The 15323-nt window shown below is 43.5% G+C and carries 6 protein-coding genes and 5 pseudogenes; 1 reads left to right on the top strand and 10 read right to left on the bottom strand.

The features are described 5' to 3' along the window. Positions 1-218: 218 nt before the first annotated feature. From TT11_RS08910 to TT11_RS08865, 8 genes and pseudogenes are all read right to left on the bottom strand, one after another. A pseudogene (locus TT11_RS08910) lies at positions 219-1868 on the bottom strand (BCCT family transporter). A gap of 244 nt (positions 1869-2112) precedes the next feature. Further along, a pseudogene (locus tag TT11_RS08905) lies at positions 2113-3757 on the bottom strand (BCCT family transporter). Between the two features lie 166 nt (positions 3758-3923). Then, positions 3924-5208, bottom strand: a pseudogene (locus TT11_RS17245) (PQQ-dependent sugar dehydrogenase). A 207-nt stretch (positions 5209-5415) separates the two neighbouring features. Continuing rightward, positions 5416-8013: pseudogene (gene clpB / locus TT11_RS08885) on the bottom strand (ATP-dependent chaperone ClpB). Between the two features lie 309 nt (positions 8014-8322). Then, on the bottom strand, positions 8323-8904 hold the full coding sequence (locus tag TT11_RS08880; protein ID WP_261870095.1) for a murein L,D-transpeptidase family protein: 582 nt from the start codon (positions 8902-8904) through the stop codon (positions 8323-8325). A 111-nt stretch (positions 8905-9015) separates the two neighbouring features. Beyond that, positions 9016-9807, bottom strand: coding sequence for an SDR family NAD(P)-dependent oxidoreductase (locus TT11_RS08875; protein ID WP_165597207.1), 792 nt, complete (start codon positions 9805-9807; stop codon positions 9016-9018). 72 nt (positions 9808-9879) lie between these two features. Then, positions 9880-11583, bottom strand: a complete 1704-nt coding sequence (locus tag TT11_RS08870) for an AMP-binding protein (RefSeq protein ID WP_261870093.1) — start codon at positions 11581-11583, stop codon at positions 9880-9882. Positions 11584-11990: 407 nt separating this feature from the next. Beyond that, positions 11991-13031 (bottom strand): DNA topoisomerase IB, encoded by a 1041-nt coding sequence (locus TT11_RS08865; protein ID WP_261870092.1) that lies wholly within the window; start codon positions 13029-13031, stop codon positions 11991-11993. A 180-nt stretch (positions 13032-13211) separates the two neighbouring features. On the opposite strand from TT11_RS08865, the gene TT11_RS08860 reads away from it, so the two are divergent. After that, positions 13212-13664 carry a GNAT family N-acetyltransferase gene (locus TT11_RS08860; protein ID WP_261870090.1) on the top strand — a complete coding sequence of 151 codons (453 nt, stop codon included), beginning with the start codon at positions 13212-13214 and terminating at the stop codon, positions 13662-13664. Positions 13665-13748: 84 nt separating this feature from the next. Here TT11_RS08860 and TT11_RS08855 read toward each other — a convergent pair whose 3' ends face one another. Both TT11_RS08855 and prfB read right to left on the bottom strand, forming a co-directional pair. Beyond that, positions 13749-14033 carry a pyrimidine/purine nucleoside phosphorylase gene (locus TT11_RS08855; protein ID WP_102091166.1) on the bottom strand — a complete coding sequence of 95 codons (285 nt, stop codon included), beginning with the start codon at positions 14031-14033 and terminating at the stop codon, positions 13749-13751. Between the two features lie 77 nt (positions 14034-14110). Further along, positions 14111-15207, bottom strand: a pseudogene (gene prfB, locus TT11_RS08850) (peptide chain release factor 2). Between the last annotated feature and the right edge of the window lie 116 nt (positions 15208-15323).

Here is a 15323-nt window from a genome sequence, read left to right as displayed (position 1 = left end):
AACCATACCAAGGTATGAACGAATTATCAAATATAACACCTTGTAAATACTACCGAATGTATAGAAATGGTAGTAACATTTCGGTAATAATTTTCAACAAACCTAATTTGTCCTGAATAAATTTAAGTATCTTCTCCCAATAAAGAAGCCCCAACTTAAAAATAAATTGGGGCTTCTTCTATTAAAAGCTTAAGTAGCTGTCTTACTTTTACCTGCTTTTAGTCACCTTTAACAATCTTGGGTGGTCCTTTTAGTAGATGCTCATCAGCAAATTCATCTGCCGAGTTGTGATCTGCTGACTCTTCAGTAATATAGTGCTGCTGCGCTCTATATAGTATTAGTCGATCGCGACTCAAACCACGCAGTAGCGCATACATCATGGCAAATATAACCAAAGCAAATGGCAGTCCTGCTACGATAGCAGCTGCTTGTAACGCGCTCAATCCACCAGCAGCTAACAAAACAGCAGCAATGACGCTTCAGTGCTTGCCCAAAATAAACGTTGAATCTTTGGCGGATTGGTATCACCACCTGCGGTCAGCATATCAATGACAAAACTTGCTGAATCTGATGAGGTCACGAACCACAATACAATCATAATCACAATCATAAATGTGATGGGCTGCGCCAAGGGATAGTACTCAACCAATTTAAAAATGGCACTACCAAAATCTGTTTGTACCGCCTCGACCAGTCCAGGACTAACCAACGCTGGATCAATAGCAGCGAGCAGCTCCATATGAATAGCAACACCGCCGAAAGTTGAAAACCAAAAGAACAATATGGTCATGGGGATAAGTAATACCCCAAGTACGAACTCTCTAATCGTACGACCACGCTGATACGAGCAATAAACACGCCGACAAATGGTGCCCAACTTACCCACCATGCCCAATAAAATATCGTCCATGCTGACTGCCAGTTTGCCTCACCTTCATAAGACTCTCCCCACAGACCTAATGGCACAACCACTGAAAGATAGTTGCCGATATTTTCTAGGAAGCTATCAAAAATGAAAAGCGTCGGCCCTAAGACGACCATAAAGCCAAGTAGAATAGCCGTTAGACCGATGTTTACATCGCTTAGACGCTTGATACCCTTATCCAAGCCCATCATGACAGAACAGGCGGCTAAAGCAGTAATAAAGGCAATCAGAGCAATTTGTATTGTGAGATTATTAGGAATACCAAATAACTTCTCAAGCCCTGAGTTAATTTGCATAACACCAAGACCGAGTGACGTCACCACACCAAACATCGTACCGAATACGGCTAAGATATCAACGGCATGACCCCACGAGCCATATATTTTTTTACCCAATATAGGATAAAGGGTTGAGCGAATCGATAGTGGTAAGCCACGGCGAAAATGGAAATAAGCTAAAGATAGCGCTACAATTGCGTACAATGCCCAAGCATGCAAGCCCCAATGTAAAAAGGTAATATTCATCGCCTGTTTGGCGGCTTCTATCGTTTCCTTTTCACCGAGTGGCGGTGCCATAAAGTGATATAAGGCTCTGCTGTACCCCAGTAGACAAGTCCAATACCGATGCCAGCAGAGAACAGCATACCGATCCACGAAAATAGACTGTACTGTGGTGTCTCAGTTTGAGCACCAAGACGAATATCGCCATAACGGCTCATAGACAAATAAACACAAAGTCCTAAGGCCACATTAACGAGAATAATGAAAAACCAACCAAATTTATCGGTAATAAAGCCTTGTAGAAAACTGAACAACGTACCGGCAGATTCAGTAAAAAAAACGCCAAGAACAATAAATATAATAATAAGTAATGCTGAAGTTAAAAAAACCGGTTTACTTACCCGCGGGAAAGGGCCTAACCTGCCAACTTTTACATGATCCATAGGTATATCCCCAAAAAAAGAGCGTAACCATACCAAGGTATGAACGAATCACTAAATATAACACCATGTAAATACTGCCGAATGTATAGAAATCGCAGTAACATTGCAGCAATAATATTTCAACAATCTGAATTTTTCCTGAATAAATTTAAATATCTTTAGCCAATAAGAAGCCCCAATTTAAAAGTAAATTGGGGCTTCTTCTATCAAAAGCTTAAGTAGCTATCTGGATGCTACCTACTTCTTAGTCACCTTTAACAATCTTAGGTGGTCCTTTTAACAGATGCTCATCGACGAACTCATTCGCTGAGTTATGGTCTGCTGATTCATCCGTAATAAAGCCTTGTTGCGCTCTGTATAGAATCAGACGATCGCGACTCAAACCACGCAGTAGCGCATACATCATGACAAAGACCACTAAGGCAAACGGTAGTCCCGCTACGATGGCAGCTGCCTGCAAAGCAGACAATCCACCAGCCGCTAACAATATGGCAGCGATAACGCCTTCTGTGGTTGCCCAAAACAAACGCTGAATCTTTGGTGGATTGGTATCGCCACCAGCGGTCAGCATATCAATCACAAAACTGGCCGAATCTGACGAAGTCACAAACCAAAGCATAATCATGACAACAATCATTAACGTAATCGGTTTGGCTAGTGGGTAGTACTCAACCAGCTTAAAGATTGCGCTACCAGAATCCGCTTGTACTGCTTCAACCAATCCTGGGCTAACACCTGACAGAGCAGAAGCAAGCTCCATATGAACAGCAACGCCGCCAAAGGTGGTAAACCAGAAGAACAAAATCAGCATTGGAATCAGTAGTACACCAAGCGTAAATTCACGGATAGTACGGCCACGAGAGATACGAGCAATAAAGATACCAACGAATGGTGCCCAGCTTACCCACCATGCCCAATAAAATATCGTCCAACTACTTTGCCAATCTGTACCGCTATAAGACTCACCCCATGTACCTAGAGGTACAATCACAGTCAGATAGTTGCCGATGTTTTCGATAAAGCTATCAAAGATAAATAGCGTTGGTCCTAAGATGACCATAAACGCTAATAAGACGATAGTGAAACCAATATTGATATCACTTAAACGCTTAATACCTTTATCCAAACCCATCAAGACTGAAGCTGCTGCTAGCGCTGTGATGAAAGCTATCAAACCGAACTGTACAGTGAGACTATTCGGCATGCCAAATAGTTTCTCAAGTCCCGCATTGATCTGCATCACTCCAAGCCCGAGTGAGGTGACCACACCAAACATCGTACCAAACACGGCCAAGATATCGACCGTATGCCCCCAGCGGCCATAGATTCTTTTGCCAAGTAAAGGATACAAGGTTGAGCGAATCGATAAAGGCAAACCGCGACGAAAATGAAAATACGCTAACGACAGTGCCACAATCGTATAGATGCCCCAAGCGTGTAGACCCCAATGCATAAATGAGATATTCATCGCTTGCTTTGCGGCTTCAACCGTTTCGGCCTCGCCCATTGGTGGTGCCATAAAGTGATACAACGGCTCCGCTGTACCCCAATAGACGAGACCAATACCAATACCCGCAGAGAACAACATGCCAATCCAAGAAAACAGATTGTACTGCGGTCGCTCCGTTTGATTGCCTAAACGAATATCACCATAGCGACTCATTCCTAAGTAAATGCAAAGCCCGAGCGCTGTATTCACTAAGATAATAAATAACCAACCGAACTTATCGGTAATAAAATTCTGTAAAAAAACTAAAAACTGCCCCTGCTGTTTCAGTGAAAAGCGCACCGAAAATAATAAATCCAACGATCAACAGTGACGATGTAATAAACACAGGTTTACTCACCCGTGGAAAAGGTCCTAATCTGCCTACTTTTACTTCTTCCATGTGCAAGTCTCAAAATTTAAGGAATATTACCTTAACAAAATAGGCTTTAACTATCAATCAATTACAAAATAAAACTTGATAAAACCTTTAACTTATTCTAATAAGATTGATAGTTTTTTTAAAATGTCTACATAAATACAGATGTAAAAGCAGCTTTATCATGATGTTACTTAGGCAATAATCTGAGTAATCGTCCACCATCACCATCTTCCAATGCCCAGACCTGCCCATCAACAGCCAGTACGCTGCGGACACGCTCACCCATGTCATAACGATAGCGTTCAGTAGCACTATCATCTTCATCGATACTTACGACAATAAGCGCTTTTGAAGATAAACCACTGATTAAAAAAATCGCCTTGTAATGCTGGAAAGTCATTGTGGCTACCAGCCGTATATAAACTCAGTGATGACGGTGAAATAACGGGCGTCCATGTGATTTTGGGCATTTCAAAATCAGGACGAGTGTCGTGATCTGGGATTGGTGTGCCTGAATAATTACGACCATTTGATACAATCGGCCAGCCGTAGTTTTTGCCTTTTTAATCAGATTAAATTCATCACCGCCCTTTGGCCCCATCTCGTTTGCCCAAAGCCTGCCGCTTTCATCAAATCTTATGCCGAGCACATTGCGATTGCCCATTGTCCAAAACTGAGAGGCAATGTCATTGCTATCATTGACAAATGGATTGTCTTTTGGCACCGAGCCATCAGCATACAATCTAATAATCTTACCTAGATTCATGCTCATATTTTGTGCAGGCTCTTTTTTTCTGGCGTTCTCCTGAGCTTATATATAGATACTGTCCATCAGGTGAAAACAATAAGCGATGGCTATAGTGACCTTGCCCCGTGACTTTTGGAGATTGCTCCCAAATAGGCGTGATATCTTGCAACGTAGGTGTGGTTGTCTCTAATCCTGAGAGTGTCGCTTTGATAACTTTAGCGCCAAATCTATTGCTATCAACTCCTGCCCCTGCTTCCACGTAGCTAAGATAGACGGTATTGGACGTCGCAAAATCTGGAGCCACGATGATGTCGCCTAAGCCGCCTTGACCACCGTAAGCGACTGTAGGCACGCCTTCGATTTTGGTCTTATTACCCGTCGCTGTATCTACGATAAATAGCTCACCTGTTTTTTGTGTCACCAGTAATTTTGGTGCTTGACTACCTGTATTGGGTAAGGCTGTCATAGCCCAAGGCTCATCAAAGGTAGCGATTGCTTTAGTCGTAAAAGCAGGCTTGCTAGTCTTTGTTTGTGTGGTCGTTTGTGTGGCGGTTTGAGTATCGCTATCTGAAGCTGAAACTTCTTTAGACTCTGTTGCGGTACTTTTATTATTGCTAGTACTTACTGCTGAAGGATTGGAGCACGCGGCGGTGCTAAACAGCAATGCTGCAATGATTAGTGGCGAAGTTAAAGGTATATTTATACGTTCGATATGGGCTGTCATCGTTCTGTTTCTCCATTCAGTTGATACTTATACTATTATTCATTGATTTAGTTATAGCATAGTCCTAAGACTTAAGAGATATTGAAATGGTAAAAAAACAGTAACGTAAAACGCTCCTTATAAATAAAAACCCCTTACCTACGATTGTAGATAAGGGGTTTATTTTAAACATACAGTTGGGTCATAAAGACATCGATGCCAATGTGATTAGCTCATTCTAAGCTTATCAAAAGTTAGCTTGTCATCGGCACCCACATCGACTTTGATAATATCACCAGCGACAAAATCACCTGCCAATAGTTTCAATGACAATGGGTTTTCGATCTCTTGTTGAATGGCACGCTTTAAAGGACGAGCGCCATAAACAGGGTCATAACCCACGGCAACCAATTTATTCATCGCATCTGCTGACAGCTCAATATCCATCTCACGCTCTTGGATACGCTGACGTAATCGATCCAGTTGAATATCCGCAATACCTGCCATCTGCGACATACCAAGCGGATGGAAGACTACGATTTCATCAATACGGTTGACGAACTCTGGACGGAAATGCTGCCCAACAGAATCCATTACTTCCGCTTTAATATCCTCGTAACTTTCGCCAACCATTTCCTGAATCTTGTGCGAACCCAAGTTACTGGTCATGATAATGACGGTGTTTTTGAAATCTACCACCCGACCTTGCGAATCGGTTAAGCGACCATCGTCCAATACTTGTAGCAAGATGTTGAACACATCTGGATGCGCTTTTTCCACTTCATCGAACAATATGACGCTATATGGCTTACGGCGTACCGCTTCAGTCAACGTACCGCCTTCTTCGTAACCAACGTAACCTGGAGGTGCCCCTACAAGACGACTGACACTGTGTTTTTCCATATATTCACTCATATCGATACGTACGATCGCATCTTCAGAGTCAAATAAGAAGTTCGCTAGTGATTTGGTCAGCTCTGTCTTACCAACGCCTGTAGGTCCTAAGAATAAGAACGAGCCTGAAGGACGGTTGGGATCAGATAATCCTGCACGGCTACGACGTACCGCATTGGCCACCGATTCGACCGCTTCGTTTTGACCAATGACACGCTCATGGAGCTTTTCTTCCATTGCGATCATCTTGTCACGCTCGCCTTGCATCATTTTGCTGACTGGAATACCAGTCGCGGCCGCAACCACTTCGGCGATTTCGTTGTCTGTCACCTTATTACGTAGTAATTTCACACCGCTACCTTCACCTGTCTGCTCTTTTTGCTCTGCCAAGTCAGACTCATGAATACGTCGTTCTAACTGCGGAATGGTTTCGTATTGCAGCTTACTCATGGTCTCATAATCGCCTTCGCGGCTAGCCTTGTCATACGCAATACGGGCTTTATCTAGCTCGTCTTTTAGCTGTTGACTGCCTTTGACCAGTGCTTTCTCTGCCTGCCAAACCTCGTTGAGATCAGCGTATTCTTTTTCTAATTCTGCTATTTGCGCATCGAGCACTTTACGCTCGGCTTGCGCGCCAGCATCCTCTTCATTTTTGAGCACTTCACGCTGCATTTTTAATTGAATCAAACGGCTATCAAGCTTACCTAATGATTCAGGTTTACTGTCCATCTCCATGCGCAGACGACTGGCCGCTTCATCAATTAAATCAATCGCCTTATCTGGTAGCTTACGGTCAGTGATATAGCGATGGCTCATGCGCGCAGCAGCGATGATGGCACTGTCTTGAATATCGACGCATGATGCAGCTCGTAACGCTCTTTTAGACCCCGTAATATCGCAATGGTATCTTCGACCGTTGGCTCATCGACCAGTACCTTTTGGAAGCGACGCTCAAGCGCGGCATCTTTTTCGATGTACTTACGATATTCATCAAGCGTTGTCGCCCCGACACAATGCAGCTCACCACGTGCCAATGCAGGTTTTAGCATATTACCTGCGTCCATCGCGCCTTCAGATTTACCTGCCCCGACCATCGTATGTAGCTCATCAATGAATAGGATGACATTACCTTCTTGCTTAGCCAAATCACTCAATACGCTTTTGAGACGCTCTTCGAACTCACCGCGGAATTTCGCCCCTGCAATCAGTGCGCCTAAGTCTAACGACAGCACTTCTTTACGGCGCAGACCTTCTGGCACGTCACCATTGATGATTTTTTGCGCCAAGCCTTCAACGATAGCCGTCTTACCGACACCCGGCTCACCGATGAGCACAGGGTTATTCTTGGTACGGCGTGACAGCACCTGAATGGTACGGCGAATCTCTTCGTCACGGCCAATCACTGGATCTAGCTTGCCAAGCTCCGCTTGTTCAGTCAGGTTGATCGTGTATTTATTGAGTGCATCACGCTGATCTTCTGCGTTTTGGTTATTTACCGTATCATCACCACGCAATTGCTCAATCACAGCTTTTAGCTTGCTTGCCGTTACGCCTGCACTTTCAAATATCTTTTTGGTTTCGCCCTGTTCAGCAAGTGCCAACATCACCCATTCCGTCGCGATAAAATCATCGCCTTCTTTTTGCGCCTGACGATCTGCCAAATTCAAGATTTTGACCGAGTTTGGGTTTAGGTTGACGTCACCTGTCGGTTCCGAAATGGTCGCTTGGTTATCTAAAGCTTTAGCAACGCCATTTTTTTAGCGCTGGGATAGAAGCACCTGCTTGTTGGCAGATAGATAAATTAGACTCATCTTGTAGCAACACGGCGAGCAAATGCACAGGATCGATACCTGTATGATCGCGACCTAATGCTAGGCTTTGTGCTTCTTGAATGGCGGACTGCAGTTTTTGAGTAAACTTCTCAAATCTCATGTCTATATCCTTTTATAATTGGTATTCTCAATAGCACCTCTAAGGATTATCTTAGTCTAGTGCCTACTGTTATCTGTCACTTATATAAGGTATATATACATCTATTTCAAGACAACTACTAAATAAAACCTTACTTAAAGCAATGATATTTATTATTAATAATATTTAAAGGGGCTGTTAATATTAGTTAAAGGTAGTTAGTAGATCAGTTGTGCCATTTTATTATTGCAAATGAAAGATAAACCTCCATTAAATACGTTAATGAATAATGCACTTACTTAGTATAAATTAGATAATAATCCGACTATGCTACTCCACGATTTCAATAGGAGTACCAAGTGTCACCGCTGCCATAATCTCATCCATCTCGTCATTGGTGACAGCGATACAACCATCGGTCCAATCGCGTCGTTGATTAAACAATGCCAAATACCCAAAGCCATTCATTTGCCCATGAATCATAATATCGCCACCTGGATTGACCCCTAATGACTTTGCTCGTGCCTTGTCCTCATCATTGGGATAGCTAATATGAATAGAGCGATGCGCAATAGAGTTCTCATTCTTATAATCTAATGTATAAACCCCAACGGGCGTACGCTGATCACCTTCTTGTTGCTTATGACCTACTGGACTACCCCCTAGCGCAATACGATACGACTTAATGGCTTTACCATCGCTCATCAGTTTTAAGACACGATCTGATTTGTCGACGAAGACTCGATCAATCACTATAGAAGGAGGAATATGATTCTTGGGTTTTGAGGTGCTTTTGACATAAGCAATAGCGCTGGTGCTGACAATGGCAGCAAGACTAAGACCAATGATAATGGTCAGCCAAGGCGTACGCTGCTCATTTGATGAGTAATATTTTCTATAAAAAAATGGCATAGACTTTGGTTCCTATAATTAATTTCTTGTCATTAATCATATGTATCAAAGCACTATGCCAGATTCTGTAGATACGTTTTGTGCAAAAGTGATGAATCACTCACGAGACTGTTACACCATGCGAATCGCACCATCTAAGCGAATAACTTCACCATTTAGATAAGCATTATCGATGATATGAGTCACCAATTTGGCAAACTCATTGGGATCGCCCAAACGTTTAGGATATGGCACGCCTGCTTCTAACTGTTCGCGTGCCTTTTCAGGAATACTGTCCATCATCGGCGTAGCAAAGACACCTGGTGCGATAGTCATCACGCGGATGCCATGACGTGCCAGCTCGCGAGCAAGTGGCAAGGTCAGACCAACCACACCTGCCTTGGACGAAGAATAGCTGGCTTGACCTACTTGACCGTCAAAGGCAGCGATAGAGGCTGTATTAATAATAATACCTTGATCTACATTCTTCTCTACATGGTCGCCTGCACTACCATCACTCGCTATGCGCTTGGCAATGCTAGCAGCGACCAAACGGGCAACGTTAAATGAGCCGACCAGATTGATATTGACCCCACGGCTAAATGCCTCAAGGTCTGCCGGATTGTTATCACGATCCAGTAGCTTTTGTACCACTACGATACCAGCACAGTTGATTGATCCTTGCAGGCCACCGAAAGCTGATTCTGCCATTTCGACCGCTGATTGCACTTCATCACCGTTAGTGATATCACAGCGTACAAAGCGCGCACTATCACCTAACTCGGCGACCAGAGCTTGTCCAGCAGTTTCATTTAAATCAGCGATAACGACGTTGCCACCTTGACCTACAATCGCCCGAGCCACTGATTCGCCCAAACCTGATGCACCGCCTGTGACTAAAAAGCTGTTTTCTTTAACTTGCATGATTATTCCTTTAAATTTTTGCTTCTTATTAGATATTTTTCTATTATATTTATAGACACTTTACCAATTCACTTATGCAGCAGACAGACTACGCAACAAAAAGCGTTGAATCTTTCCACTCGGCGTTTTCGGCAGTTCTGTCACAAACTCGACCTCACGCGGATACGCATGAGTGGATAGGCGTTTGCGTACCAGCTCTTGGATTTCTTTGGCGATTTGCTCACTGCCTTCGATACCATCTTTTAGTACCACATAAGACTTAATAGTGTGACCGCGCACTTCGTCTGGCACGCCTACTGCCGCAGACTCTGCCACTGCTTCATGCTCTAAGACAGTATTTTCGACATCAGTAGGCCCTACGCGGTAACCTGCGGTAATAATAATGTCATCATCACGGCCTGAGAACCAGTAGCTGCCGTCACTATGACGCTCGACCACGTCGCCTGTCAGATAGTAATCATCCACAAAGGCTTGTTTTTCATTCCAGCTATAACCACGGAAATAAAACGCAGGTGACTGACTGACCACGACCGCTAACTGCCCTTGCTCACCATCAGGCAATACTTGCATGTCATCATCTAATACGACAAGCGTATGCCCCGGTAGCGCCATACCCATCGAGCCAACGGGACTCTCATGTACCAGTGCATGATGTGCACAGCAAGTCATACCCGTTTCTGTCTGTCCATACTGGTCTTTCACTTGACAACCCAAATAGGTTTCTAACCAGCTGACCACTTCGGTATTGAGTGTCTCTCCTGCTGAATTCGCACAGCGTAGAGATAACTTCGCGTTGGCATCGTTATGTGAATGCTCAAACACACCGCTAGATTTCATCATACGAAATGCGGTTGGTGAAGAGGCCAAGTTGGTAATCTTATGGCGCACCATAAAGTCACGCGTATGGGTCGCATCAAAGCCCGCTTCATTGAAATAAGTAGTGACACCTAATAGCAAAGGCCCAGTGATTGCATAGTACAATCCATACGCCCAACCAGGATCGGCCATATTCCAATAGTGATCATCGTCGCGCAAATCAATCGCGTAGCGCATGTAGAGATAGAAAGCCGATAACGCCCCTAGTGGTACACTCACGCCTTTTGATTTGCCCACGGTACCTGAGGTAAACATTTGCAAGAATGGCACATCCGTATCGAGCGTCACTGGTTCAAACGTTTGCGGCTGTGCTGCCATAGACTGGCTATAGTGATCGTCACCCCATGTCTGGGCATCTTCCACACTGCCGACCAATACCATTTTGGTTTGCTCAGCCAAATCTTCAAACTTGCCGCGATTTTCTAAATTAGTAAAAACAACTCTGGTATTAGCCTTGTCCATTCGATACTTAATCGAATCATAACCAAAGGCAGTAAATAGCGGCTGATAAACTGCGCCAATCCGCCAAGTTGCTAGTACAACGGTGAGTAATTCAGGTGTGCGCGGTAGCATGGTCGCTACCTTATCGCCCGCTTTTACCCCATACGACTGTAGCAAGTTAGCGATTTGAGCACTTGCTTTGTCAAGCTCACCAAAACTCATGCGCGTTATATTGCCTGCCGTGTCTTCGTGTACTAGCGCGGCATTGTCAGCGCGGCCGTCACGTACATGACGACCACAGCAAGCCATATAAGCATTTAGTCGATCACCTACCTGCTCGCCAAATATTTCTGACAGCAGTGTATCCATATCAAAATTATTATAATAATCGGTATAGTTTTTGGGCGTGACGGTAGTATCTGTATCAATATTCGTCGGGGTTTGAGAGGCGGTGTTCATAAGCTAATCCTTTAGCAATAGCAGGTAACTGGTAAAATGGTAAAATGGTATTTATAATTGAAAAACGGCCACATCCTATAGACCGTTTCATAGGTTCGTATTTATTATGCTCTATTAGTAACGCATTTTTACGTTTATTTCAATACATAACGTATCATTTTTATTTTATAGAAATAAAGATAATCCATAACTAATTATCATTAATTCGCTATAAGTCCGCGAAGACACCTACAATCAATAGCCAAAGTACTGCCACATACTTTCGATTTCCTATTAAAGAATTAACACCTCAATATTATTATCTAAAACCTCACACCTAAACATCAGCTCTTAAAAACCCTAACAACGCTTTCTCTTCACAGCTTTGGTATTTCTTAGTTCGTCCACGGCGTGCTTGTTTGTAAGTCTCAAAGAACTGTCCTGCCAAAAAAACGCTCAATAACAATGGGATGAATATAAGAAGCACGGCAGACGGTTGGTGTATTACCCAGCTCTGCTGCCACACTTTTTACCATATCAGTGACTAATTGCTGTCGCTCAGCGCTTTCTGGCGCACTGGCAAGTATGCTAGCGCCTGCAGTTGTTTGTAGCTCATCATAAAGGTAGCTTGCTGCGAGTACACTTGCCATCCATGTACGAAAGTCCTTTGCGCTGTATAGTTTGCTTTCACAGTCCATGCCGCACGTATGCATCCGTAAGTAGTCATTGATATCGCTACTGTCAACGACTTGCTTATGCCCATTATCATCTAAGTATTTGAATATCTGATAACCTGGTAGCTCAGAACAGGCCTGCACGATGTCAATCAATCGCTCGTCTTGTAGCTCAATATGATGCTCTTTTGCGCTTTTTCCGACGAAATCAAACGCCAGTCCATTGTCGGTTTCGCTGACATGCTTACTACGTAACGTACTTAGACCATAGCTTTTATTTTGTTTGGCGTAGCGGCTATTACCAATACGAATCAAAGTGGTCTCTAGCAATTTAACAACGGCAGCAAGTACGTTGGTGCGCGATAAGGACTCTGCTTCCAAATCTGCCTCCACCTGCGCGCGTAGATTGGGCAGTGCCTCTGCAAATCCTATCATCGCATCAAACTTTGCTTGGTCACGGATGTTGTTCCATGAGGGATGATACAGATACTGTTTACGCGATTTTTCGTCTCGGCCTGTTGATTGCAGATGGCCTCTTTCATCTTGACATATCCAGACCTCTGACCACATGGGCGGTATCACCAATGCATCAAAACGCTGACGCAATGCTTTGTCTTTGACGGTGTTGCCCGTTGCATCACGATAAGTAAAGCCGCGACCCCAACGTCTACGCTCGTAGCCTGGTTCATTGTCACTCACATAACGCAAATTAGCGCGGCGTGCGAGATGCTCGTAATCATGACGCACATCTTTGGTCATTGTCTGCTGGCTAGTCTGTAATTTTGCCTTTGTCATAAACCTATATACCTTTGAGAATTCATGGTTTTAGCATAATTAATGACGGTAGTTTTTGCTGTTTGTTTGGCACAGACAAAGTGTAATGCTGTGTAAAACGAAGCAGGTGACAGGGTTCTCAACTATTGAATTTTAGGGCATAATTTAATAACTCTCAAAACTTAAGTTGTATAAAACACAATGAAAAACACTTCTATCGAAATAGCACCGCTCTCTAAAGCCGACTATGACTTTTGGTTGATGTTGTGGCAAGACTATTTGAATTTTTATGAGACCAGTTTGCCAATGAGCACGATTGATACGACATGGCGCAACTTGATAAATAATGACGTCGCTACCTATGGAACTGGGGCGTGGAAGGATGATATTTTGGTAGGTTTTACTCATGTAGTAATACATCTAACGACTTGGAGTAGTACGGCATGTTGTTATCTACAAGATCTCTATGTCAATGAGTCTGTACGTGGAAAGGGTATCGGACGGGTATTAATTGAAGCGGTATACAACTTTGCTGATGAAAAAGGCTGTAATCACGTTTATTGGAAAACTCAAGAAAGTAATGCTGATGCACGCCAACTGTATGACAAAGTCGCAAGCTTAACGGACATGGTGCAGTACCGTAAAAACTTATAGTTTTTTATAGTTCAGAAATAAAAAAACGCCAAGCATAAAATACTTGGCGTTTTTCGTTTTGATACTGCTATAACTTAGAAGTCGTTATTTACCGTATACACATAAGTAAGCGGTTTCGACGTCTACTTTTACCTGAAACTTTTGGTTAGCTTCAACCGTAAACTGCTCGCCAGCGTTAAACGTTTTCCACTCATCACTCTCTGGTAGCTTAACAGTCAATGCACCGCTCACCACACTCATGGTTTCGAATTCACTAGTGCCAAACTCATACTCACCAATTTCCATGACGCCGACAGTCGCAGGCTTGGTAGCCGTTTGAAAAGCAATAGAAGTCACTTTATCATCAAAATAATTATTAACGCTTGGCATAATTTTCCTTAATTAAATGTTAGTTGCTATTTTAATTAGTTACTATTTTAAAACGGTTGCTTGTTTAAAACGGCTGCTTACAATCCTGCTTTTAGACTCGCTTCAATGAACTGATCGAGGTCACCATCTAGCACAGCACCAGTGTTAAAGGTTTCAACACCCGTACGCAAGTCTTTGATACGTGAGTCATCAAGTACGTACGAGCGAATTTGACTGCCCCAGCCGACATCAGATTTACCATCTTCAACTGCTTGCTGTGATTCCATACGTTTTTGCATTTCTAGCTCATAGAGCTTAGCACGTAGCATCTTCATCGCCGTGGCCTTGTTACCATGTTGACTACGCTCATTCTGACAGGTCACTACTACGCCCGATGGTTCATGAGTAATACGTACCGCAGAATCTGTCGTGTTTACGTGCTGACCACCAGCCCCAGATGAGCGATAGGTATCGATACGCAAATCTGCTGGATTGATATCAATCTCGACATTATCATCAATCTCAGGCGAGACAAACACCGCCGCAAACGAGGTATGACGACCATTGTTGCTATCAAATGGTGACTTACGCACCAAACGGTGGACGCCAATCTCGGTACGCAACCAACCAAACGCATAATCGCCTTTGATCTCAATCGTTGCCGACTTAATACCAGCCACGCTGCCTGAAGATACTTCAATCACATCTACTTTAAAGCCATGAGCTTCTGCCCAGCGCGTATACATGCGTAGTAGCATTTCAGCCCAATCTTGCGCTTCAGTACCGCCACTGCCCGACTGAATATCTAAGTAGCAGTTATTTGGATCCATCTCACCGCTAAACATCCGGCGAAATTCTAAATCAGCAACGCGTTTCTCAGCGCTATCTAGCTCGCTCTGCACATCGGCTAGCAATGACTCATCTTCTGCTTCGACTGCCAACTCTAGCATGGCAGACGCGTCTTCTAGTGTCGTCTCAAGAGAGACCACCACATCGATAACACCATCAAGGTGACTTTTTTTCTTTATTAATCTTGGTCGCGCGCTCTGGATCATTCCATAGCTCGGGGTTTTCTAACTCTAAATTAACTTCTTCTAAGCGTTCTTGCTTACCATCGAAGTCAAAGATACCTCCGCAAATCCTGCCCACGCTCTGATAAATCTTTAATTTGTTCTTGATACGGATTGATTTCCATGAATATTCCTGTTTTTCTAATAAAATAAATAACGCATGTGGCGCTATTTTAAATGAGATTGATACCAAATGGTTCGCTAATTATCACTATTGCTAATGTTGTTACTGTTACTAGAT

Source organism: Psychrobacter sp. JCM 18901 (genome assembly GCF_000586435.1).
In the GTDB taxonomy this organism is placed as follows: Bacteria; Pseudomonadota; Gammaproteobacteria; order Pseudomonadales; family Moraxellaceae; genus Psychrobacter.
Note: the sequence above shows the minus strand (reverse complement) of the source record. Positions and strands in the feature narration are given on the sequence as shown.

Bases quoted from the DNA above. Each gene is read 5' to 3' on its own strand.
- TT11_RS08875 (WP_165597207.1), bottom strand. From the start codon at position 9,807: ATGCAAGTTAAAGAAAACAGCTTTTTAGTCACAGGCGGTGCATCAGGT.
- TT11_RS08860 (WP_261870090.1), top strand. From the start codon at position 13,212: ATGAAAAACACTTCTATCGAAATAGCACCGCTCTCTAAAGCCGACTAT.
- TT11_RS08880 (WP_261870095.1), bottom strand. From the start codon at position 8,904: ATGCCATTTTTTTATAGAAAATATTACTCATCAAATGAGCAGCGTACG.
- TT11_RS08855 (WP_102091166.1), bottom strand. From the start codon at position 14,033: ATGCCAAGCGTTAATAATTATTTTGATGATAAAGTGACTTCTATTGCT.
- TT11_RS08870 (WP_261870093.1), bottom strand. From the start codon at position 11,583: ATGAACACCGCCTCTCAAACCCCGACGAATATTGATACAGATACTACC.
- TT11_RS08865 (WP_261870092.1), bottom strand. From the start codon at position 13,031: ATGACAAAGGCAAAATTACAGACTAGCCAGCAGACAATGACCAAAGAT.